24 protein-coding genes are annotated in these 21,740 nt (G+C 36.2%); 7 read left to right on the top strand and 17 right to left on the bottom strand.

The genetic code is table 11. The features are described 5' to 3' along the window. Positions 1-87: 87 nt before the first annotated feature. Entirely contained in the window at positions 88-1,305 is a 1,218-nt protein-coding gene (locus tag BQ6100_RS14575) for an MFS transporter (RefSeq protein WP_075982314.1), read from the bottom strand. Between the two features lie 119 nt (positions 1,306-1,424). Continuing rightward, positions 1,425-2,033 carry a superoxide dismutase gene (locus BQ6100_RS14580; protein WP_075982315.1) on the bottom strand — a complete coding sequence of 203 codons (609 nt, stop codon included), beginning with the start codon at positions 2,031-2,033 and terminating at the stop codon, positions 1,425-1,427. A 320-nt stretch (positions 2,034-2,353) separates the two neighbouring features. Here BQ6100_RS14580 and BQ6100_RS14585 point away from each other — a divergent pair, with 320 nt between their 5' ends. The 3 genes from BQ6100_RS14585 (at position 2,354) to ispG (ending at position 4,827) form a co-directional block, all read left to right on the top strand. Then, a complete protein-coding gene (locus BQ6100_RS14585) occupies positions 2,354-3,130 on the top strand; it encodes a DUF1189 domain-containing protein (RefSeq protein WP_075982316.1) in 777 nt (258 codons plus the stop codon). A 134-nt stretch (positions 3,131-3,264) separates the two neighbouring features. Next, positions 3,265-3,609 (top strand): hypothetical protein, encoded by a 345-nt coding sequence (locus tag BQ6100_RS14590; RefSeq protein ID WP_075982317.1) that lies wholly within the window; start codon positions 3,265-3,267, stop codon positions 3,607-3,609. A gap of 117 nt (positions 3,610-3,726) precedes the next feature. Beyond that, complete coding sequence (gene ispG, locus BQ6100_RS14595) at positions 3,727-4,827, top strand: flavodoxin-dependent (E)-4-hydroxy-3-methylbut-2-enyl-diphosphate synthase (RefSeq protein ID WP_173719919.1); 1,101 nt, start codon at positions 3,727-3,729, stop codon at positions 4,825-4,827. Between the two features lie 97 nt (positions 4,828-4,924). On the opposite strand, the gene BQ6100_RS14600 is transcribed toward ispG, so the two are convergent. Beyond that, positions 4,925-5,371, bottom strand: coding sequence for a hypothetical protein (locus BQ6100_RS14600; RefSeq protein ID WP_075982319.1), 447 nt, complete (start codon positions 5,369-5,371; stop codon positions 4,925-4,927). A gap of 196 nt (positions 5,372-5,567) precedes the next feature. On the opposite strand from BQ6100_RS14600, the gene BQ6100_RS14605 reads away from it, so the two are divergent. Further along, positions 5,568-6,143, top strand: a complete 576-nt coding sequence (locus tag BQ6100_RS14605; protein WP_075982320.1) for a hypothetical protein — start codon at positions 5,568-5,570, stop codon at positions 6,141-6,143. Between the two features lie 52 nt (positions 6,144-6,195). On the opposite strand, the gene BQ6100_RS14610 is transcribed toward BQ6100_RS14605, so the two are convergent. From BQ6100_RS14610 to BQ6100_RS14620, 3 genes are read right to left on the bottom strand one after another with little or no spacing between them, the layout of a single operon-like run. Next, a complete protein-coding gene (locus BQ6100_RS14610; protein ID WP_075982321.1) occupies positions 6,196-6,645 on the bottom strand; it encodes a Fur family transcriptional regulator in 450 nt (149 codons plus the stop codon). A 14-nt stretch (positions 6,646-6,659) separates the two neighbouring features. Then, complete coding sequence (locus tag BQ6100_RS14615; protein ID WP_075982322.1) at positions 6,660-7,505, bottom strand: metal ABC transporter permease; 846 nt, start codon at positions 7,503-7,505, stop codon at positions 6,660-6,662. Then, a complete protein-coding gene (locus BQ6100_RS14620; protein WP_075982323.1) occupies positions 7,502-8,302 on the bottom strand; it encodes a metal ABC transporter ATP-binding protein in 801 nt (266 codons plus the stop codon). The genes BQ6100_RS14615 and BQ6100_RS14620 overlap by 4 nt, the downstream gene beginning before the upstream one ends. 252 nt (positions 8,303-8,554) lie before the next feature. Here BQ6100_RS14620 and BQ6100_RS14625 point away from each other — a divergent pair, with 252 nt between their 5' ends. Further along, positions 8,555-8,809 (top strand): DUF2624 domain-containing protein, encoded by a 255-nt coding sequence (locus BQ6100_RS14625; protein WP_075982324.1) that lies wholly within the window; start codon positions 8,555-8,557, stop codon positions 8,807-8,809. 84 nt (positions 8,810-8,893) lie between these two features. Here the strand turns inward: BQ6100_RS14625 and BQ6100_RS14630 are convergent, their stop codons facing one another. Both BQ6100_RS14630 and BQ6100_RS14635 read right to left on the bottom strand, forming a co-directional pair. After that, positions 8,894-9,787, bottom strand: a complete 894-nt coding sequence (locus BQ6100_RS14630) for a deoxyribonuclease IV (protein ID WP_075982325.1) — start codon at positions 9,785-9,787, stop codon at positions 8,894-8,896. Between the two features lie 21 nt (positions 9,788-9,808). After that, positions 9,809-11,113, bottom strand: a complete 1,305-nt coding sequence (locus BQ6100_RS14635; protein ID WP_075982326.1) for a DEAD/DEAH box helicase — start codon at positions 11,111-11,113, stop codon at positions 9,809-9,811. A 203-nt stretch (positions 11,114-11,316) separates the two neighbouring features. Here BQ6100_RS14635 and vrrA point away from each other — a divergent pair, with 203 nt between their 5' ends. Together vrrA and BQ6100_RS14645 are read left to right on the top strand one after the other, a co-directional pair. Then, positions 11,317-11,937 (top strand): VrrA/YqfQ family protein, encoded by a 621-nt coding sequence (vrrA, locus tag BQ6100_RS14640; RefSeq protein ID WP_075982327.1) that lies wholly within the window; start codon positions 11,317-11,319, stop codon positions 11,935-11,937. A gap of 186 nt (positions 11,938-12,123) precedes the next feature. Beyond that, positions 12,124-13,062, top strand: coding sequence for a 4-hydroxy-3-methylbut-2-enyl diphosphate reductase (locus BQ6100_RS14645; protein ID WP_075982328.1), 939 nt, complete (start codon positions 12,124-12,126; stop codon positions 13,060-13,062). Positions 13,063-13,149: 87 nt separating this feature from the next. Here BQ6100_RS14645 and BQ6100_RS14650 read toward each other — a convergent pair whose 3' ends face one another. The 9 genes from BQ6100_RS14650 to BQ6100_RS14690 all read right to left on the bottom strand — a co-directional run bounded on the left by BQ6100_RS14650 (position 13,150) and on the right by BQ6100_RS14690 (position 21,728). Next, on the bottom strand, positions 13,150-14,265 hold the full coding sequence (locus BQ6100_RS14650) for a Nif3-like dinuclear metal center hexameric protein (RefSeq protein WP_075982329.1): 1,116 nt from the start codon (positions 14,263-14,265) through the stop codon (positions 13,150-13,152). After that, on the bottom strand, positions 14,262-14,975 hold the full coding sequence (locus tag BQ6100_RS14655; protein ID WP_075982330.1) for a tRNA (adenine(22)-N(1))-methyltransferase: 714 nt from the start codon (positions 14,973-14,975) through the stop codon (positions 14,262-14,264). The genes BQ6100_RS14650 and BQ6100_RS14655 overlap by 4 nt, the downstream gene beginning before the upstream one ends. A gap of 145 nt (positions 14,976-15,120) precedes the next feature. Further along, entirely contained in the window at positions 15,121-15,483 is a 363-nt protein-coding gene (cccA, locus tag BQ6100_RS14660; protein ID WP_075982331.1) for a cytochrome c550, read from the bottom strand. Positions 15,484-15,705: 222 nt separating this feature from the next. Then, positions 15,706-16,239, bottom strand: coding sequence for a hypothetical protein (locus BQ6100_RS14665; protein ID WP_084780419.1), 534 nt, complete (start codon positions 16,237-16,239; stop codon positions 15,706-15,708). A gap of 186 nt (positions 16,240-16,425) precedes the next feature. After that, positions 16,426-17,550, bottom strand: coding sequence for an RNA polymerase sigma factor RpoD (rpoD, locus tag BQ6100_RS14670; RefSeq protein ID WP_075982332.1), 1,125 nt, complete (start codon positions 17,548-17,550; stop codon positions 16,426-16,428). A 44-nt stretch (positions 17,551-17,594) separates the two neighbouring features. After that, positions 17,595-19,409, bottom strand: a complete 1,815-nt coding sequence (gene dnaG / locus BQ6100_RS14675) for a DNA primase (RefSeq protein WP_075982333.1) — start codon at positions 19,407-19,409, stop codon at positions 17,595-17,597. 40 nt (positions 19,410-19,449) lie between these two features. Further along, entirely contained in the window at positions 19,450-19,977 is a 528-nt protein-coding gene (locus tag BQ6100_RS14680; protein ID WP_084780421.1) for a YaiI/YqxD family protein, read from the bottom strand. A 278-nt stretch (positions 19,978-20,255) separates the two neighbouring features. Next, on the bottom strand, positions 20,256-21,068 hold the full coding sequence (locus BQ6100_RS14685; protein ID WP_075982334.1) for a pyruvate, water dikinase regulatory protein: 813 nt from the start codon (positions 21,066-21,068) through the stop codon (positions 20,256-20,258). 27 nt (positions 21,069-21,095) lie between these two features. Next, positions 21,096-21,728: a helix-turn-helix transcriptional regulator gene (locus tag BQ6100_RS14690; RefSeq protein WP_097677924.1), complete on the bottom strand. Its 633-nt coding sequence runs from the start codon at positions 21,726-21,728 to the stop codon at positions 21,096-21,098. Positions 21,729-21,740: the final 12 nt, after the last annotated feature.

Here is a 21,740-nt window from a genome sequence, read left to right on the forward strand (position 1 = left end):
TATTTAATAACAAGAGTAGTAATGGTTGCTCCAGTATTTTCTACATAATTCATAAGTAGGAAAAAACGGAGAGTAGTCTTCTCCCCTTTAGGTCGGCTTTAAAGAAATTTTTCTTATGAAAAAATAGATAAGTGTATGACCTAGGCCAAGGATAAGGAGCAAAAGCGGAATCCCCTTTTCTGGATTAAAGAGAGAGATCGTTAATAAAAACATGACGACGGAAACAATTCTTCCCGAATTTAAAAATATTTCACGTACAACAATATATTCAACCCTCATTTCGGCAGCCTTCCAACCTCGTCCAATAACATCAAAGGTCATAGAAATGTACGGTACTAATAATAGAGGATAGGCAATAGCAATTATCCCTGCGTATATTAGTAATTTCGTGTAGGTAAGGTGAAATACAATGAGAAAGATGGCGAAATAAAGGATGATACCTCCTAAAAGAATGGCTTTATTCCGATATTGAGGCTTAATTAATCTGGAGGCAAAGTAGTAAGCTACAAACGAGATTCCCGAATTAATTAAACCATATGTACCGAGAGAAAGTTCACTTTTTGTGGATAGAAATACAAATACAGAAATGACAAATGAAAAGGTACCTTCTCGTAACCCTTGAAAAAAATGGGCATTTGTTATCATTTTCCAATTATTATTAAACTTTCTTTCTTTTAAGATCCTCTTAAAGTAATATTGCCCATGAGCTGGTCTACGTTTAATAAATAAGCTCAATATGACAGCAAGAGAAAATAGACCAAAAGAAAGACCAAATACAATGGTATACCCTGTAAAATTTTCCATTCTTGAAATAATATATCCAGCCACGATTGGTCCAATCATTCCCCCAACCGAAGATAAAATCCCTAGAAATCCATTAAAAAAGTCTCTTGTTTCAGGCTCTGTTATTTCGAAGGTTAATAAGTTAAAGGCTAACCAATAAAAGCCATATCCAATTCCTAACAAGCCACCGAGTAGAAGAATATACTTTGATGCATTCTCCCCAAAAAATAATACTGTTAGGTAAAATAGTGTTAAAAATATGACTCCAATCCGAAATACAATGACCCTATCAACCTTTTTTGCCCATCTACCAGCAATAATAAATGTAAAGGGCTGTAAAACTACAATGGATAAATTGTATAACCCTAAATCAAAATATTGACCTGATTGCTTCCAAAGATAGATATTCACGAACGTATTTGAAAGAGCGACACTTAACGAATATAAGCCCCCAATAAAAAGCAGCAAGGTTAAATCCCTTGAAAGCTCTACGTCACCAATCAATTTTTTCATTTTACTCATAAAGATACTCCCCTTTTTATCTAGAGGTAGTTTCCTACAAAGACAAAATGATTATTCAACCCATTTAAACGCAAAAAAACGACAGACTCCATAAGTCTGCCGTTTTGACATAGTTTTAATTATTTTGCTGAAGTATATCGTTTTGAAACCTCATCCCAGTTAATCACATTATAGAATGCATTAATGTAATCTGGACGACGATTTTGATAATTTAGATAGTAGGCATGCTCCCAAACATCTAAACCAAGGATTGGAGTTTTTCCTTCCATCAATGGTGAATCTTGGTTAGGTGTGCTTGTAACTTCCAATTCACCATTGCTAACAACTAGCCAAGCCCAACCAGATCCAAAACGTGTTGTTGCTGCTTTAGTAAACTCTTCTTTAAATCCATCGTAGCTACCAAACTTTTTAGTAATAGCATCTGCTAACTCACCAGAAGGTTCTCCACCGCCATTTGGAGATAGAATTTGCCAGAATAGAGAGTGGTTAGCATGACCGCCTCCATTGTTGCGAACAGCAGTACGTGCTGATTCAGGAACTGCGTCTAGGTTAGAAATTACTTCTTCTACTGATTTTGAAAGAAGCTCTTCATTTCCTGCTAAAGCATTGTTAAGGTTTGTAACATATGTGTTGTGATGTTTCGTATGGTGAATATTCATTGTTTCTTTGTCAATATGTGGTTCTAAAGCATCATAAGCATAAGGTAATTGTGGTAATTCAAAAGCCATTTTTTATTCCTCCTATGTAATATTTTTTATTAACTTAGAAACATTTTTAATAATTAAATGTTTCTAAAGTTCTTTATGTTAGATTACCAAAGTTAAATGCACCTTTCAAATGATTTGCACCATGACAAAATTAAAATCTCCATTATTTTTATTTATATTCTCTATACTTAAAATTTTCAAGATTTTTTCTTCCTAATTGTACTACATTTTAGTTATTATTTCCATTTGTCAAAACCATGAACATATTCCCTATTCTTTCTTGTGAAAGCAACATAGGTTAAACTAAAATAAAAGTAGATTCTAAAAAGAGGTGTACATCAATGAATATATTTAAGCAATTCATTAGGAGTATTTATTCACCAAAGGATATAGCGTCTTTTCGAAATCAAGGGATTGGAAAAACGATACTTTATGTCTTTTTTCTCTCATTAATCACTGTTATTCCAACAATGATTTATTTTAGTACTGCATTTACGAATGGAATCAGTTCAGCTAAAGAAACCATTCAAGAAGAAATCCCTTCCTTTACTATTAAAGACGGACAGCTTCAAACCGATCAAACTGAACCCATTTTCATTGATCGTGATGATTTCACCATTGTTTTAGATGGTACTGGTGCCGTTGATCAAGCAAGTCTTAAAAATCGTGGAAATACGATTGGAATCCTAAAGGATGAGTTTGTCTTAATTGCAGGAGGTCAAACTGAATCCTATTCTTATTCATTAATGAATGATTTGACCATTTCAAAGAAAGATTTCACAGACTTTCTAAATGTTATTGAAAAATCTCTTGTTATCATTATTCCTATCGTCATTATTATTAGTTTTATCTTCGCGAGTGCCTTACAATTTATTGAAATTTCTATTGTTGCCGCATTCGGATTATTGATTAAAAACTCATTAAGAAAAAACCTTCAATACCGACATCTTTGGAGGATGTCTGCTTATGCGGTAACTCTTCCAACAGTATTTTTCTTTATTATGGATTTCTTAAAAACAGCAGTACCAAGCGCATTTCTTATTAACTTTTTTGTATCCCTAGTCATTCTATTACTAGCAATAAAGGATGTACCTGGTGAAGTGAATACGGAAGATTAATTAATAGAGCATGGGATTTTAGGATTAGAATCTCATGCTCTTCTATTATTTCTCTTACTAATAAGAGTTCTACTATTCTAGTAAAACGCATATATTAGGACAAATCCTTATTTATACAAGGAGGAAATGTCCCAATGAAGCGTCTAATCCTTTTATTCGTCACAGCTCTAGTTATATATATCATCTACTATGACCTAACGAATGGGACTCTACCAGCAGTAACCGAGCAAAAAACAGAAGCAAAAGAAAAATCTATTGATTTAGAAGAAGGAAAAATAGCCTTTTTCACTTATGAAGTGAAGCGTGGGGAAACAGTTCTATCCATTGTTGAAAAACAATTAGAATCTTCTCCTCCTGTTTCAATCAATCAAGTGATAGAGGATTTTATCGATTTAAATGGCATAAAGCCAGAGAATATACAAACAGGAAAAACCTATAAATTCCCCAATTACCATGAGAAATTGAAGTCGAATCCTTAAGGTCATCATACTAGATTCTTGTCAATATAAGCTGTTCATTGATACAATTACTTAGAAGTGGAAAGATAAAATCGATAGGTTGATCTTTATTAAAGGAGCGAATCACCATTGAGTGAAATTATAAATCGTACACAAACTCGCCCAGTTAAAGTAGGGCCTTTAACGATAGGCGGAAGTAATGAACTATTTATCCAAAGTATGACGACGACAAAAACACATGATGTGGAAGCGACTGTAGCCCAAATCAAACGCTTAGAAGAGGCAGGATGTCAAATTGTTCGCGTGGCCTGTCCTGACATGAGAGCGGCAGAGGCAATCGCAGAGATCAAGAAAAGGATTAATATTCCCCTTGTTGTTGATATCCACTTTGATTATAAACTAGCACTTAAGGCAATCGAGGGAGGAGCCGATAAAATCAGAATAAACCCTGGAAATATCGGTAAACGCGAGAAGGTTGAAGCTGTTGTTAAAGCAGCGAAAGAACGTGGGATTCCAATTCGTATAGGGGTTAATGCTGGATCCCTGGAAAAACGAATTCTCGACAAATACGGTTATCCAACAGCAGATGGCATGGTTGAAAGTGCTCTACACCATATCAAGATCCTTGAAGACTTAGATTTCCATGATATCATTGTTTCGATGAAGGCATCTGATGTGAACCTTGCTATTGAAGCCTACGAAAAAGCAGCAAGAGCATTTGATTACCCATTACATCTTGGTATCACTGAATCAGGTACGCTTTTTGCAGGTACTGTGAAGAGTGCTGCAGGCCTTGGAGCAATATTAAGTAAGGGGATAGGAAACACCCTACGCATCTCATTAAGCGCCGATCCAGTCGAAGAGGTGAAGGTTGCGAGGGAACTATTGAAAGCTTTCGGGCTTTCCTCTAACGCAGCTACTTTAATTTCCTGTCCGACATGCGGTCGCATTGAAATTGATTTAATTAGTATTGCAAATGAGATTGAGGAATATATTCAACAAATCAAAGCACCGATTAAAGTGGCAGTACTTGGTTGTGCTGTTAATGGACCAGGAGAAGCACGTGAAGCAGATATTGGAATAGCTGGTGCGCGTGGTGAAGGTCTGCTTTTCCGCAAAGGGAAAATCGTAAGAAAAGTACCTGAAGAGACGATGGTAGAGGAATTAAAGAAGGAAATCGATCAAATTGCACAAGAGTATTATGAAAAGCAAAAACAAGAACAAATCGAAGGAAAGTAATCAATCTTCTTTAAATAAATATATCTTCAAATGAAAATAAAGGGCTTGGCAGTTTGCCAAGCCCTTTCCTTTTCAAGTGCCCCAAGCCTGAAAAGGGTTAAAAGAACGGCATTACGAACATACCGATTATAATAGATAATGCTCCAATTCCAATCGCCCAACTACCAAGCCCTGTGGCTCCTCTTCGTACTGCTAAGAAACCAAGTACGATACCGATTGCTCCAAATAACACTGGCCATACAAATAGTGATAGTATAGACAACGCAAGAGCAGCGTACCCAATTCCTCGACCACTTGTAGCCTGTTCACCTTGACCCTCATTCACATTCCTACCTAAGGATACAGGAGCAGCTATTTCTGCAGCAGTCTCTTCCCTGTAGCTTGATGAAGTATCATTCGTTGTCGCTCCATTTTCTACAGGTGTAGATATATTCGATGCCGAATTAGCATTTTCTGAGGAATTGTTCATACTGGTTCCATCATTCTGCTCACTATTACTACTACGAAGTATTATCTCTTCGTTGTTGCGTCCTTGATCTGCCATCAGGATCCCTCACTTTCATGATAGGAGCATTTATTATTGTATCCGAGGAGGCCATAATTAACTGTGTTAAATTTTGTCTAATCAATGGGGTGAGAGGGGACTTATCTTAAGTCGATTTATACCTATTTCTGTCGACCTCTTGTATAATTTGCGTTAAAATAGTGAAATATACTACCTGTTTAAGGAGAGCAATAATATGAAAAAACGCTTTGGAATTGACATTGATGGAACCGTGACTTGTCCGTCCACATTTGTTCCTTATTTAAATGATGCCTTCCAATTAAATATTACACTTGATGATATAAAACAATATGATTTTATGCCCTTAGTAGATATTTCCGAAAAGGAATTTGCAAAGTGGTTCTCCAAAATGGAACCAAAAATATATTCAGAATCCCCATTGGCTTCAGGTGCTTGGAACGTATTAAAAAATTGGGAAAAACAGCATGATCTCTTTTTTATTAGCGCCCGTGGTTCCCATCTTAAAGAGGTTACAAAGGATTGGTTTCACAAACAAAAGCTTAACTTTCATACCATTGATTTACTTGGAACTCATAATAAAGTTGAAGCTGCTAAAAAGTATCAAGTGGAAATCTTCTTTGAGGACAAACATGATAATGCGGTAATGATTCATGAAGAATGTAAAATACCAGTATTATTATTTGATACACCCTATAACCAAGATCCAACCCCAAATGGAGTCGTCCGTGTAAACAATTGGAAAGAAGCAAATGAATGGGTTCATCAATGGTTGAAAACAGAATCAATATAATGTGAAAGAGGCTGTCTTCAAGGTGCTATACACCCAATGAGACAGCCTCAGTTCATACATTTTGTTGTTCATTCATTACATGTTCTAGTTTCATTCGACATTCTGGACATCTTCCATATATTTCAAATTTATGTCCGGAAATATTGTAGCCCTTTAGGCTTTCTTCAATTTCAAGCATAGGGCAAGTTTTAATTTCCTTTGTCGTTCCACAATCCAAACAGATGAAATGATGATGGTGATGATCATGGGAGCACGTAAAACGAAAATGTTTTTCCCCAGACAACTCAGTCATTTCAAAAATTCCCAACTCATAAAATAATGATAAGTTACGATAAATCGTATCAAAGCTAAGTCCGGGATAATCACCCTTCATTTGATCAAGTACATCTTTTGCAGTTAAGTATCTGTTACTGTTCGAAAACAGCTGCAGCATTTCTTCTCTTTTTCCGGTATGTTTAAATCCCTTTTCCTTCAATAGCTCGAGTGCTGTACTTACGTCCACTTATTATTCACCCCTTATGAGACAGGTCTTGACATCCATAGTTTTTTCATTAAGATGACTACCATTAATATGAGAACCGCAATCATGACAATTGTTCCACCTGGTGCCAAATCCAAATAAAAGGAAAGAATTAGTCCACCAAGTACTGATACCTCTCCAAAGATGACAGAAAATAAAAGTGTTTGTTTAAAGCCCTTCGCTATTCGGATGCTTGCGGCAACTGGCAAGGTCATTAAAGAAGAGACAAGAAGAATCCCAACAATCCGCATGGAAGCAGCAATAACTAAAGCTACCATAATGATGAAAATAAAATGAATACTCTTAGCCGAAATGCCAGAGGCCTTCGCATATTCTTCATCAAAGGAAAGCAAAAACAATTCTTTATATAAGAAGAAAATAATTATCATGACAGCAATGCTAATAAAAAGAATAACCCAAAGGTCTTGGCGACTAACGGCACTTACACTTCCAAATAAATAACTAAAAAGATCTGAATTAAAGCCATCCGCTAATGAAATAAAAATGACACTGAGGCCTATACCTCCAGATAGGATAATCGGGATTGCCAACTCCTGATAATGCTTATACACCGTTCTTAACTTTTCAATAAAAAGAGAGCCCACAACTGAAAAGCCCATCCCCATATAAATTGGATTCAACCCGTTCATAATCATTAGTTTTTTTTCAAGTAAAAGGCTCGCGGCTATTCCAGCTAATGTTACATGGCTTAATGCATCTGCTATTAAGGATAATCTTCTGACAACAACAAAAACACCTAATAACGGGGCAATAATTCCAATGATTAATCCTGTAATAAACGCATTTTGTAAAAATTCATAATGCATTAATCCTTCAATCATACGACAGAGCCCCCATATTCATGTTCATGCTCGTGTTCATGATTGTGGTTAAGGAGATGAACATCATGACCATAAAAATCTGACATTTCATTCATGTTTAGCTTTTCAAACTCTTCAGTATCCCCATGGAAATGCAAATGCTTGTTAAGACAGGCAACATGGGTAACCTTGTCAGTGATAGTCCCGATATCATGGGTGACCAATACAAGTGTGATTCCTCTTTTTTTATTTAAGTCATCAAGCATTTGATAAAAGGATTGAACATTTTTTGCATCCACACCGACAGTTGGTTCATCTAAGATAAGCAGACTTGGATCGCTGACTAATGCCCTTGCAATAAAAACACGTTGCTGCTGACCACCTGAAAGCTCGCCAATATTTTGTTTGGCATAATGAGATAAACCAACAGATTCTATTGCTTGGTTAATTTTCTCTCGATGCGCTTTATTTTTCATCTTAAATAATCCAATTTTTTTTGTTAATCCGCTGGCAACCACTTCTTGAACCGTTGCAGGAAAACCTGTATTGAAGGAATTTGCCTTTTGGGAGACAAATCCAATTTTATCCCAATCCCTAAATCGACTGATATCCTGACCAAACAATCGAATATTTCCTTTTTGTAGCTTTAAAAGGCCTAAGATCAGCTTTAATAATGTTGATTTACCTGAACCATTTGGACCAACAATTCCTAGGAAGGCTCCCTCAGGTACTACTAAATGAATATTCTCGAGAGCATTCTCCTTTTCGTATCGATACGTTACGTCTTCTATTTCAATGACTGTATTGCTAAAATTCATATAATCACCTTACAAATTAAGAATCATTCCGATTTACAAATTTGAGTATACTAGATGTTCTCTTCAATGTAAAGAAGCCTGCTGGACTAACGGAATCTTTATATGCATATTATGAACTTTTTTAAAATATACTTTGCCTTCATTCGTCTTTCATTAGAATCTTCTTATCGTTGTTAGCAAATGGGGTATAAATACATTTTTTAGTCACTTTTCCATTCGTTACATCATAGATTACAGAGGGGAGTGATATGAATGAAAATTTTTGAAAATATTATTAATTATAAGGTAAGTACGATTACCTCAGATGAACTATTAAAATATGCCAAGCAATTCAATATTTCCATTAATCGAAAACATGCTGAAGTCCTCTCGGAGTACTTAAGAAAAAACAAAGTTAATATTTTCAATAACACAGAACGAACAAAGTTCATTAAGGAAGTTGCCAAGATTGTTGGACCTGAAACAGCAAAAGAGGTTAATCGGCTCTTTATCCAATTTACAAAATAAAGGATTATCTACCTATACTTAGAAAAAGCGGCTATCCAAGGTGCAATGCATTTTTTAGGATAACCGCTTTTTATGCTCAATGAATCAACCTTTTAATACATCATCGATAAGATTTTCATTAAATTTCTTGTTTCTCAAGCTATCAATTTCTTGTTTATATGGGGCCTTTTTATTGTTTTTATCCTCGCCAATATATGGCGTTTCTAATATTTTTGGAACATCCATTAATTGTGGATGGTGAACAACGTAATTGAGGGCATCGAAACCTATGTGGCCATAACCGATATTTTCATGACGGTCTTTCCGCATTCCCCGCTCGTTTTTACTATCGTTTATATGAAGCACCTTTAATCGATTAATTCCAATGATTTTATCAAAGCTTTCAAGAACCCCATCAAAGTCATCTACAATATTGTATCCTGCATCATGAGTATGACAAGTATCGAAGCAAATGGAAAGCCTATCATTATGGTGAACTCCTTCAATAATACTCGCTAGCTCCTCAAAGGATCTTCCACATTCTGAACCCTTCCCTGCCATCGTTTCAAGAGCAATTTGAACAGTCTCTTTCCCCGTTAATACTTCATTTAACCCTTCCACAATTTTCTTAATTCCTTCTTCTGCTCCTGCTCCAACATGTGCACCAGGATGTAGAACAATTTGATTTGCCCCTATCGCTTCTGTCCGTTCAATTTCAGATCTAAGAAAGTTAACTCCCAATTCAAATGTAGCGGGATTTGTAGTGTTTCCAATGTTAATGATATACGGGGCATGGACAACGATTTCATTGATTCCGTTTAACTCCATATGCTTGCGTCCCGCTTCAATATTCAAATCCTCTATCTTTTTTCTTCTTGTATTTTGTGGGGCCCCAGTATAAATCATAAATGTATTAGCTCCATAAGAAACCGCCTCTTCACTAGCAGCAAGAAGCATTCCCTTCCCACTCATCGAAACATGAGAACCTATCTTAAGCATGAATATCTCTCCCTGTAAAGATTATTTATTCTTTAGTCTTCTTTCTCGTTTCTTTATTTTATCCATCTCATACTTCATTTTCTTTTTATAGCCTGGTTTGACCTTTTTTGGTTTCTTAATTAATGATTTTGCCTTTTGGTCAATATCATCATGCTGTCTTTGCCGATTCTTTCGTTTATTACGATCTCCAATTTCAACAAATTCGCGATCTTTTATATCTACATGCTGAAATTCCACACCCATTTTTTCGAGTTGATTTAACGCATCCTCATCAGATACCTCATAAAAAGTTAAAGCAATCCCAGAGTTGCCTGCACGTGCAGTCCTTCCTACACGGTGAACGTAAAAATCAAGATCGGTCGGTAACTCATAATTTATTACATGACTAATCCCTTGAATATCAATTCCCCGAGAGGCAAGGTCTGTCGCAACAATGTATTGAAACTCAAGATCAAGGATTTGCTTCATCATTTTTTTTCGCTCACGGGGTGATAAATCCCCATGAATACGCCCAACCTTTAAGCCTTTTGCTACTAAGCCATCCGCTATCGTATCAGCCATTTTCTTAGTATTTGCAAAAACAATAGCTAAATATGGATTGAAAATAGCTAATGCTTCAGATAAAATATCTAGCTTATTCCTGTGTCTAGCTGGGATTAATAAATGCTCAATTTTGGCTGCAGTTAATTGTTTTGGTTCTATGTGCACATATTTTGGATTTTCCATATATTTTTTTAAAAATGGCTTTAGCTTTTCAGGAATTGTTGCAGAGAACACAAGCATTTGCAGTTCTTCTGGCATCCTTGAGGCAATTTGATCGACATCCTCAATAAAGCCCATATCTAGCATTAAATCAGCTTCATCGACAACAAGCATGCTAGCCCGATGGACAAATAATGCTAATTCTTTCACCAAATCATTAATTCTTCCTGGTGTTCCTACAACGATATGCGGTTGATTTTTAAGCCTTTCAATTGAACGCTGTTTATCTGTTCCACCTATAAAACAGCGAGCGATAATTTCTTTCTCAGTTGATTGCTCAGTAAATTTTAATATCTCATGATAAATTTGAGTAGCTAACTCTCTTGTAGGAGCCGTGATAACAGCCTGTACTTCTTTTCTAGAGGGATCAACTTTTTGTAGGATTGGTAGTACGTAGCTTAGTGTCTTCCCAGTTCCAGTTTGCGATTGACCAATAGCACTGTCTCCCTTTAATATCGTAGGTATTAATCTTTCTTGAATTTCTGTTGGTTCATAAAAGCCTGCCTTATTTAATGTTTTTATGATAAACGGGTGAAAATCAAATCGTTCAAATTTTGTTTCCATATTATGTTCTCCTTGTCTATTTTAAAAGACCTATTTGTCCATCCTGTTATTATAATAAAGTTTCTGCTAAACATCTACAAATACTATACTTATTTATTTTTAACAGTTCTATTGGTTTTTAACAAAATTATCATGCCTAAAACCTTTTATTAAATTTATGCATATTCTATTACGAGACGAGACTTTGAAAGGAGGCATTTATAATGCCGCCAAGACAACGGATTCCTTTTCAAGGAGGAATGCCAAACCCATATATGAGGCCACCAATGTATGGCAGACCACCAATGAGACCAATGAGGGGTAATCCCCCTTGGATGGGAATGGGGAATGTCCCAAGAGCATCCAAGGGCGGAGGACTTCTTGCGAGAATCCTAGGAAGAGGAAATCAAGCACGTGGAATGGGTGTTCCGGGAGGCTTTGGTCGCACAGTCCCAGGAAATCCCGGTGGTTTATTAAAATCAATCAGCAACCCTTCCTCTATTACAGGATTTCTACAAAATACTCAGAAGGTGCTTAGCGCAGCTCAGCAAATAGGGCCGATGGTACAGCAATATGGACCACTGGTAAAAAATCTTCCTGCGATGTGGCGACTATATAAAGGATTAAAGGATGCACCAAGTGGAGAAGAAGAATCCAATCAAGATGTGGAAATGGAGAGTATGGAGGGTATGGATGCCTCGCTCGAAAATGAAATAGAGGAGGAGCCTAATGACAAATCGTTAACGAAACAAAAGACTGCTCCAAAAAGAAAGGCAAATAAAGAAAAAGTCAGTAGTCATAAAGGCATGAGCAAAGGAGCCTCCAAACCCAAACTTTATATTTAGGAGAGAAAAGGATGCTAACATCAGCATTCTTTCTTTTTGCAAATTAAGGTCTTACTTAATCCTTTTGTAATCTACTAACAAGTTTTATATAATAGGAATGTAGAATAAGAGCAAATGGCTCTTATTCTCTATATATGTGTAGACCGGGTTTGTGTCTATTCGTTCTAGGAGGATTGATTATAAGGCATGGAAGTTTTGAAGATATCACCTCGTGGCTACTGCTATGGCGTTGTTGATGCAATGGTCATTGCCAGAAATGCTGCTTTAGATAAATCACTACCAAGACCTATTTATATATTAGGGATGATTGTTCATAATAAACACGTCACAGATGCCTTTAAAGAAGAAGGGATCATTACATTAGACGGGAAAAACCGTAAGGAAATCTTAGAAAAGGTGGATTCAGGTACAGTCATTTTTACTGCACATGGAATATCTCCTGAAGTAAGAGAACTTGCCAAGAAAAAGGGACTAGTAACTATTGATGCAACATGTCCTGATGTGACAAAAACCCATGATCTAATTCTTCAAAAAAAACAAGAGGGCTATCAGGTAATCTATATTGGGAAAAAGGGCCATCCTGAGCCAGAAGGGGCTGTCGGAGTAGCGCCCGACATCGTACATCTCGTTGAAACAAAAGAGGATGTAGAAAATTTAAATGTTCAAGCTGAAAAGCTCATTGTTACGAACCAAACAACTATGAGCCAATGGGATGTTTCCGAAATTATGAAGCTTTTAAAAGAGAAATATCCTCATGCTGAGTTCTATAATGAAATTTGCTTAGCCACACAAATAAGACAGGAAGCTGTCGCAGAGCAAGCAGGAAAAGCAGATGTAACGATTGTTGTTGGCGATCCTAAAAGCAACAATTCAAACCGTTTGGCTCAAGTGTCTGAAGAGATCGCAGGCACAAAAGCATACCGCATTGCCGACATTTCCGAGTTACAAATGGAATGGATTATGGACGCCAAAACAGTCGCAGTAACATCTGGAGCCTCCACCCCTACACCAATTACAAAAGAGGTCATCTCTTTTCTTGAACAGTTTGATCCAAATAATCAATCTACATGGACAAAAGAGAGAAAGGTTCCTTTAAGCAAAATCTTGCCTAAGATAAAGAAATAATTACAAAAGCCCACCAAATTCACCTGAATTTAGTGGGCTTTTTAGTTCTAAGTTAATATCCCCTCTCCAAAGACTTAAGAAATTCCTTTAAATGAATTGAAAAGGATCCGTATGTACTTCAGAAGGAAAAATAGTTACCAAATATCCTTTCTGTTCACAAACTTGATTCAAATAGTTTGCTACCCCTTTTTTCATCACTTTCTCGACATTATGACCCGGGTCTACAATATTAAGCCCTGCCATCATGGCATCATGGGCAACGTGATAGTACATATCGCCTGTAACGTACACATCTGCACCTTTAAATTTTGCAGAAGTAAAATATTTATTTCCGTCTCCACCTAATACAGCTACTTTTTTTATCTTTGCTGTAAGGTCTCCAACCACCCGTACACCCTTTACCTCTAAGGAATCCTTTACATGTCTTGCAAATTCCTCTAAGGTCATCTCATCAATCATTCCAATCCGACCGAGTCCTAAAGCCTCCCCCTGATTTTCTAATGGATAAATATCATAGGCAACCTCTTCATAGGGGTGAGCCTTTATCATTGCAGAGATGACTCTTTTTTGTAAATGCTCAGGGAAAATGGTCTCAATTCTAGCTTCATCCACCTTCTCAAGCATTCCCCTGCCACCAATAAAGGGATTTGTATCTTCTCCAGGTAGAAATTCACCGGTGCCATTTACTGAAAAAGAACAATGACTATAATTTCCGATTGCACCTGCACCACTATTCCCTAATGCCTGCTTAACAGAATCCGCATGACTGACAGGTACATATACGACTAATTTTTTCAACTTTGTATCATATGTAGGGATTAATACTTCCGTATTTTTAAGCCCTAATGCTTGAGCTAGAAGGTCATTCACTCCGCCTTTTGCCACATCTAGATTAGTATGGGCAGCATAGACGGCGATGTCATGTTTTATAAGTTTTTCAATCATTCTTCCATAAGCTGTATCGGTTGTTATTTTTTGAAGCGGACGGTAAATGAATGGGTGATGAGCTATGATTAACTCAACATTCTTTTGGATTGCCTCATCCACAACTTCCTCAAGTACATCTAACGCGATCATCACATTGGTTATTGGTTTATTTAATCGACCAATTTGCAGCCCAATTTTATCCCCTTCCATTGCTAAGGATTTAGGGGAAAACGCCTCAAACAATTGAATCAATTCATGCCCATTTATTTGCTTCACTTTGTTAAAACCTCCTCAACAAATTGAATTTTAGTCACTAATTCTCTTTTCTTTTGCTCATTCTCATCTGAATCAGGCGCCTGTTCAATTTGTTTCAAAATCCGTTTCCAGTTTTCCATTTCTCTCAACCACTTATTTTGAAATACTTGGCTTTTCTCCCTCATTAAGTAAGGACCTAACAATAATGCCTTGTTCATATCCTTTTGGTCGTATGGAATGAGTGGCTCCCCTTGTTCTGATACTAAAATCTCATATATCTTCCCATCTTCCTCTAATATTTCTTCATGAATCAACTGCCAGCCATTTTCAATAAGCCACAAACGAATGGAAATAGCACTAATATTGGGTTGAAGAATTAATCTTTTTACTAAGGTCAGCTTATCCTTCCCATCCTCCAAAATCCTTGCTATGAGTGCACCACCCATCCCTGCAATGGTGATACAATCGACTTCACCTTTTTTTATTACTTCAAGCCCATCCCCCATTCTTACAGAGATTTGTTCAGATAATCCCTCTTCTTGAACATGTTTCTGTGCCAATTGAAAGGGCCCTTCAACTACTTCTCCTGCCACTGCGTAGGAAATTTTTCGAGATAAAACTGCATAACAAGGTAAATAAGCATGATCGGAACCAATATCAGCAAGCTTATACCCCTCTGGTATATATTTAGCAACCGTCTCTAAACGATTAGATAGTTTCTGTGTATTCATTTCTTCACCACATTTTCTTTTATTAGAAGCCTCCATTACAGTATAAAAAAGAGACTGACTCAATACAAGAGCCTGAAACCTTAACAATCAAGGAGGTTGAAAAGGTGTCAGGCCCTTTTAGAGCCAGTCTCTTATGTTTTTTTAATTATTTCAAGCCTGCTAACCAATCTGCCATAGCATCTGCCTTATCCTCGGCAACTAAACCAGATGGCATCGTATTTTTACCTTGTGTAATAATGGTTTTAATTTCGTCCTTAGACAAGCGGTCACCAACACCATTTAATGCAGGGCCAACTCCTCCTTGGTATGAATCACCATGACAATCAACACAGCTAGCTTTATAAATATCTTCTGGATTGGATGCTACTTCTTCTGTTTTTTCTCCCCCATCTTTCTTTTCAGCAGTTAAAGCCTCATGATCTCCTAAGCCCTTAAAAGAAAGTAGGAACATCGCCCCTATACCGAAAACCATAATTAATACAAATGGAATAATCGGATTTCGATTCATGTAATAACCTCCCTTATGTATGAACATACCGTAAAAATTCATTTACAAACAATCTTTATTTTACTTTAAAAAGAGAAGAAGGAAAAGCCCTAAAGTTAACTTTGTCACAGTATGTTCGCAAAATTGACAAAAATCAACTTTTTCTAATCCATTACAAATATCGAATCGTCGGATTTAAATGAATTATTTTCTAAATATTAAAAAAATTATCAAAAATTTTTGTTATATGAAAATAGAAATAATCAAAACAATAATCCCTAATATCCCTGAGATGAAAAAATAAATTAATTTTAGCAATTTCCCTGTAAATAGCCACAATAAACAATTTAAAAACAGAACCATATAGAGCATTTCTGGCTGATTAGGAAATATTCTTGTAATCATTTCCACCGTTGTTAACAGCAGAATTAGAGCCGAAACAACAAGGGGCACTTGGGCTAATAAACCTTTTTTAGAAAAGTAAAAAGTTGTGATTAATCCTAAAAAAATCAAAAAAGCCTCAAGAGCTATTTGCCAAATAAATGATAATTCAGTAAAATAAATAAAAAATACAGCAAGAGGAATGAGCAATATAAAGAGAAGACTAAGAATTCTAATCCTTTGGTTAGGCGCCTTTTTGTCCAATTCTATTGGTCGATTTCCTTCTGTATATAAGGTTAGTAAGTAGTCGCAATAATGCTCAGGAAGGAGACGACTTTCCTTCCAATATAATATTTCATTGACAATTACCTTTTTTCGATGATCATCCATACTCATATGGTCACTTCCTATGACTTAAACAATTAATAAATTAAGCGCCATCATCCATGCGATATTGGGAATAGATTGATTATTCATATGAATGATGGGCGAAAGGTATATTACAAAAAATGATATTCTTTCAGGTAAAATAAAAATAGTTTACCTCTATTGTAAGAAGTAAACTATTTATTAGCAATCCTTTTATTCTAAAAAGTCTTTTAGACGCTTGCTTCTGCTAGGATGGCGAAGCTTACGCAATGCCTTCGCTTCAATTTGACGAATACGCTCCCGGGTTACTCCAAATACTTTACCTACCTCTTCAAGGGTACGAGTACGCCCGTCATCGAGTCCAAAACGGAGTCGTAATACATTTTCTTCTCGATCGGTTAATGTATCAAGAACATCCTCTAGCTGCTCTTTTAAAAGCTCATATGCAGCATATTCAGATGGGGATGTTGCGTCTTGGTCTTCTATAAAATCACCTAGATGTGAGTCATCTTCCTCACCTATTGGGGTTTCTAATGAAACAGGCTCTTGAGCAATTTTTAAGATTTCTCTTACTTTATCAGGCGTTAAATCCATATCCTCCGCAATTTCTTCTGGAGTCGGTTCACGTCCTAAATCCTGCAATAATTGCCTTTGGACCCTTATTAGCTTATTGATTGTTTCCACCATGTGAACTGGGATACGAATCGTCCTTGCTTGGTCTGCGATTGCCCGTGTAATTGCCTGGCGAATCCACCATGTCGCGTAAGTACTGAACTTAAATCCCTTGCTATAGTCAAATTTCTCAACTGCCTTAATGAGACCCATGTTACCTTCTTGGATTAAATCTAAGAACAGCATTCCTCGACCAACATATCTTTTTGCAATACTTACAACAAGACGAAGGTTTGCTTCTGCTAGACGCCTTTTAGCTTCTTCATCTCCCTGTTCAATTCTCGTTGCAAGCTGGATTTCTTCTTCTGCAGATAATAAATCGACTCGACCAATCTCTTTTAAGTACATACGAACTGGATCATTGATTTTAACCCCTGGTGGGACACTTAAATCATTTAGATCAAATACCTCTTCATTTTTTTCTAGCTCATGTACATTTGGATCCTCATCATCATTATCTCCTACCAATTCAACTCCTTGGTCTTGAAGGAATTCGTAAAAATCGTCCATTTGATGGGAATCTAATACAAAGCTTGATAATTTCTCAGCGATATCATCATAAGAAAGAACACCAGTTTTCTTTCCTACTGCAGTTAATTGTTCTTTTACTTGTTCTAGGGTCAAATCTGAATCAACCTCTTTTGAACGGGCCGATTTTTCAGCCATATGTACCCCTCCTTCCAAAAATCACAACACTTCATGTATATTAATTAGGAATGGATTTCTTTTCTCAATTCCATAATTTCCTTAGCTATCTTTGCTGCAAGAATAGGATCACTACGCTCAGCATTTCTGCCTTCTGCTTCTTTTTCCTTTATCTTTAACAATTTTGGATAATTCAACACCTGTTTTAAATAATCGGCTAATTCTTGTTCTGTGAGCTCCGACGTTACCGTCAACATTTCAATCTCCGCAATGATTCTTTTCAACTTAGGATCTTCCACATAATTAATAAAGTCACCAGCATTAGGCATGAGCCCTTTTGTATAATATCCTAATAAATAAGTGAATATGGCCTGATGTTCGTCAATATTAAATGTATGACCTTGAAGCCTTTCCTGAACGCGAAAAGCCAAATCTTCATCCTTTAACATATATGCCAGTAAATATCTTTCAGCATTATGGAAAGCAGGCTTTAAAGAGTTGTTTTGCTTTTCTAAGATGATTCTTTGCTTGGGAATATTAATTGCTTTTCCCTGATTCTTACGTTTTTCATTATAATAAATTTGTTTTTGTTGAAGCTTTAATGCCTCTAGTGAAAGAGAGAATTCTGTTGCTAATTGTCTAAGGTAGAGGTCCCTTTCAACCGCCATTTCTAGTCTTGAAATTTCCTTGAGTACTTCTTCGATATATAATAGGCGATCTCCTTCATTATTAAGGTTTTTTCCTTTTCGTAAATAATAAAGCTTGAATGCCATCCAGGTTTTGCTCGAATGAATTACTTCATTTTTATATTTATCTCCACCAAACTTATTTATATATTCATCTGGATCCATTCCATCTGGCATTAAAGCCACCTTTACTCGGCAGCCGCTTTCAGAAAGCATGTTTCCCGCTCGATAGGCAGCTTCTATCCCTGCATTGTCGGAATCATAGCATATTGTGACTGTTTGCACATTCCTGCGAATGATTGAAACGTGTTCTGAGGTTAAAGAGGTCCCCATCGAGGCTACTCCATTTTCAACTCCAGCCTTATCTGCAGCGATCACATCAGCAAATCCTTCGAAAAGAACTACTTCCTGTAATTTTTTAATAATTGGCCTTGCTAAATGGTAATTATATAAAATTTTACTTTTATTAAAGATTGCCGTTTCAGGGCTATTTAAATATTTTGGCTCTTCAGCGCCCAATGATCTTCCTGAAAAAGCAATCGTATTTCCGTTTTGGTCAAAAATAGGAAACATAATTCGATCTCGAAAACGATCAAAATAGGTCCCGTCCCTTTCCCGTTTTATTATGAGTCCTGCCTTCTCAAGAATTTCTGGTTGGAAATTTCTTTTGATCAAAAACTTATAGATAAAATCCCATGACTTTAATGCATATCCTATCTGGAATTTATCAATGGACTCTAATGTAAAGCCTCTGTTAAGCAGGTATTCTAAAGCGTGTTGACCATCTTTTGTGTTTACTAACAAATGGTGATAGAATTTACGTAATACATCGTGAGCATCAACCATCATCTGAGTATCCTTTGGAATTGATTTTCCTCTGCTAACTCCAGATGGATGGATTTCTAATTCAACATTTGCCTTTTTAGCAAGCCTTACAGCGGCTTCTTGAAATGAAAGACCTTCTAGCTCCATTAAAAAGGAAAACACATTTCCCCCTGCTCCACAACCAAAGCAATGATAAATTTGCTTATCAGGTGACACTGAGAATGATGGTGTGTTTTCTCCATGAAACGGACATAGTCCAAAGTAGTTTCGGCCTTGCTTTTTAAGTTGAACATAGTCAGCAATGACATCGACTATATCAACTGCTTGCCGAATTTCATTTAATTTTTCTTCGGCGATGCGCTCTGTCATGAGAACAACTCCATTTTACTTATGAGGTATTCTAGATTAATTACATTTTTCCTTCAATTATCGACAAAATTTTTATTAGTTCTTTTCTAAATTTTTGTCTATTTTCTTTTGTGAAAGGTTTTGGACCCTTCCCATATATCCCCTGTTGCCTACCTTTAGCGGAAAGATATCTAAGATCTAGAGCAGTATCCATTTTAGTTTCCATATAGGGATCCCCTTTTGGAGATAATACATGAACCTTCTTTGGTAAAAGAATGGAAGCTAATCCAATATCTTGGGTTATCGCAATATCCCCTGCCTTGACCTTATTCATGATAAATAAATCTGCGGCTTCTTTTCTTGAATCAACAAATTTCCATGTTCCCATAGATAAGTTATTTTTCACATGGTCATATGAGGCCACAAAAATAACTTCCACAGAAAACCTCTCCGAAATTTCGACAATTTCCTCTTTAACTGGACATGAGTCGGCATCAACATAAATCGTTGGTTTGCCCAATGTACTAGTAATTCTACACACTTTCGCATATTCCTTCTTTATTCTTTCAACTTTTGCAAAGATATGCATGTCGAATTTTTTTGGGGAAGTGAACTTGACTTCTGACAATTAATAGTTTATTCGTTCAAACTGAAGTCTAAACCTAAAAATATTAATTTTTATCACAATTTTTTATTATAGTACATAATATTTACTTTTTCCAATACTTTGAATGGCAAAAAGTTAAAATTTTGTTAAATAAATATGTATATCTTTTAAAACGAAAGGGATCTGAGACCTCCTTTTAGTTTCATATACAACTCTCTATAGCTGTATATGAGCTAGGATTAAGAATCAGACCCCTGTTTTTATATTCTTTTTTGATAATAATGGTTTAATATGATATTTGCTGTTTCCTCTACTGCTTTATTCGTTACGTCAATGACTGGGCAACCAATTTTTGATGTGATAGCTTCGAAGTAGGTCATTTCGTTTTTAATTCTTTCCAGATTTGCATAGCTTGCTTGATCATTCAGACCAAGAGAAATTAATCTTTCCCGCCTGATTTGGTTTAATTTGTCTGGACTAATCTTTAACCCAAAGCATTTTGATGCAGGTACCTGAAAGAGTTCGTCTGGTGGGTCCACCTCAGGAACGATTGGAACATTCGCTACCTTCAATCGCTTATGAGCTAAATATTGTGATAACGGAGTTTTTGAAGTACGTGATACACCAACGAGGACGATATCAGCCTTAAGAATCCCACGAGGGTCTCGGCCATCATCATATTTTACCGCAAATTCAATTGCTTCCACCTTTTTAAAATACTCATCATCTAATTTTCTCACTAACCCCGGTTCAAAAAGAGGAGTTTGTTGGCATAAATTCTGTATTTGGTCCATTAAGGGACCAATAATGTCAATTGCATAAATATTTTCCTTCTCTGCTGATTCTCGCATATATGAACGGATGTCAGGCTTTACTAATGTATAAGCAATCATCCCATGATCCATCTTAACAAGTGAGATTACTTCATCAATATTTACTTTATCTTCAACATATGGAAACCTTTTGATCGTTACATCATTTAAAGGAAATTGACTAATAGCTGCTTTCGTTACTAATTCTGCCGTTTCTCCTACAGAATCCGAAACAACATATATGATTGGAATTTTCCCCATTTTTGTAACCATCTCCCTTCTAAATCCTTACTGATTACTTCCTAACTCAAGAAAGGCTTTTGTTAAATTTGTTTTTGTTATTCTGCCAACCACTTCATAGCCCTGTTCTGTTTCCTTAACGACGGGCAATGCATCAATTTGTTTTTCTATTAATAACTTTGCTACATCCATTAAAGAATCTTCTTTTTTGCACATCGTAATATTGGGCATTCTAGTCATAATTATATTAACAGGAAGTGTAGTAAGTTCCTGATTTCCTATGCTTGCCCGAAGTAAATCCTTTCGTGACAATACGCCCACTAAATTTGATTGTTTATCAACGACAAACAAAGTCCCAACATCCTCTAAAAACATCGTACAAATAGCATCATATACCGAAATATTTTCGTTGATGACGACAGGTATGGATTGATAATTACCTACTGATAGCTTTTGTAATTTCTCATTGATTAGCTGTACACCAGACTTACCAGTATAAAAATAACCAACCCTCGGCCTTGCATCTAAATATCCTGCCATTGTTAAGATGGCTAAATCAGGGCGCAATGTAGCCCTCGTTAAATTTAATCTTTCCGCAATGTTTTCTCCGGTTATTGGTCCATTTTCTTTCACTATTTGTAATATGTGTTCTTGCCTTTTATTAAGTTCTATTGGTCTCACCACCTGTAATCC

This window comes from Bacillus massilinigeriensis (assembly GCF_900117315.1).
Classification (GTDB): domain Bacteria; phylum Bacillota; class Bacilli; order Bacillales; family Cytobacillaceae; genus Bacillus_BE; species Bacillus_BE massilionigeriensis.

Bases quoted from the DNA above. Each gene is read 5' to 3' on its own strand.
- BQ6100_RS14575 (WP_075982314.1), bottom strand. From the start codon at position 1,305: ATGAGTAAAATGAAAAAATTGATTGGTGACGTAGAGCTTTCAAGGGAT.
- BQ6100_RS14580 (WP_075982315.1), bottom strand. From the start codon at position 2,033: ATGGCTTTTGAATTACCACAATTACCTTATGCTTATGATGCTTTAGAA.
- BQ6100_RS14585 (WP_075982316.1), top strand. From the start codon at position 2,354: ATGAATATATTTAAGCAATTCATTAGGAGTATTTATTCACCAAAGGAT.
- BQ6100_RS14590 (WP_075982317.1), top strand. From the start codon at position 3,265: ATGAAGCGTCTAATCCTTTTATTCGTCACAGCTCTAGTTATATATATC.
- BQ6100_RS14600 (WP_075982319.1), bottom strand. From the start codon at position 5,371: ATGGCAGATCAAGGACGCAACAACGAAGAGATAATACTTCGTAGTAGT.
- BQ6100_RS14605 (WP_075982320.1), top strand. From the start codon at position 5,568: ATGAAAAAACGCTTTGGAATTGACATTGATGGAACCGTGACTTGTCCG.
- BQ6100_RS14615 (WP_075982322.1), bottom strand. From the start codon at position 7,505: ATGATTGAAGGATTAATGCATTATGAATTTTTACAAAATGCGTTTATT.
- BQ6100_RS14620 (WP_075982323.1), bottom strand. From the start codon at position 8,302: ATGAATTTTAGCAATACAGTCATTGAAATAGAAGACGTAACGTATCGA.
- BQ6100_RS14625 (WP_075982324.1), top strand. From the start codon at position 8,555: ATGAAAATTTTTGAAAATATTATTAATTATAAGGTAAGTACGATTACC.
- BQ6100_RS14630 (WP_075982325.1), bottom strand. From the start codon at position 9,787: ATGCTTAAGATAGGTTCTCATGTTTCGATGAGTGGGAAGGGAATGCTT.
- BQ6100_RS14635 (WP_075982326.1), bottom strand. From the start codon at position 11,113: ATGGAAACAAAATTTGAACGATTTGATTTTCACCCGTTTATCATAAAA.
- vrrA (WP_075982327.1), top strand. From the start codon at position 11,317: ATGCCGCCAAGACAACGGATTCCTTTTCAAGGAGGAATGCCAAACCCA.
- BQ6100_RS14645 (WP_075982328.1), top strand. From the start codon at position 12,124: ATGGAAGTTTTGAAGATATCACCTCGTGGCTACTGCTATGGCGTTGTT.
- BQ6100_RS14655 (WP_075982330.1), bottom strand. From the start codon at position 14,975: ATGAATACACAGAAACTATCTAATCGTTTAGAGACGGTTGCTAAATAT.
- cccA (WP_075982331.1), bottom strand. From the start codon at position 15,483: ATGAATCGAAATCCGATTATTCCATTTGTATTAATTATGGTTTTCGGT.
- BQ6100_RS14665 (WP_084780419.1), bottom strand. From the start codon at position 16,239: ATGAGTATGGATGATCATCGAAAAAAGGTAATTGTCAATGAAATATTA.
- rpoD (WP_075982332.1), bottom strand. From the start codon at position 17,550: ATGGCTGAAAAATCGGCCCGTTCAAAAGAGGTTGATTCAGATTTGACC.
- dnaG (WP_075982333.1), bottom strand. From the start codon at position 19,409: ATGACAGAGCGCATCGCCGAAGAAAAATTAAATGAAATTCGGCAAGCA.
- BQ6100_RS14680 (WP_084780421.1), bottom strand. From the start codon at position 19,977: ATGCATATCTTTGCAAAAGTTGAAAGAATAAAGAAGGAATATGCGAAA.
- BQ6100_RS14685 (WP_075982334.1), bottom strand. From the start codon at position 21,068: ATGGGGAAAATTCCAATCATATATGTTGTTTCGGATTCTGTAGGAGAA.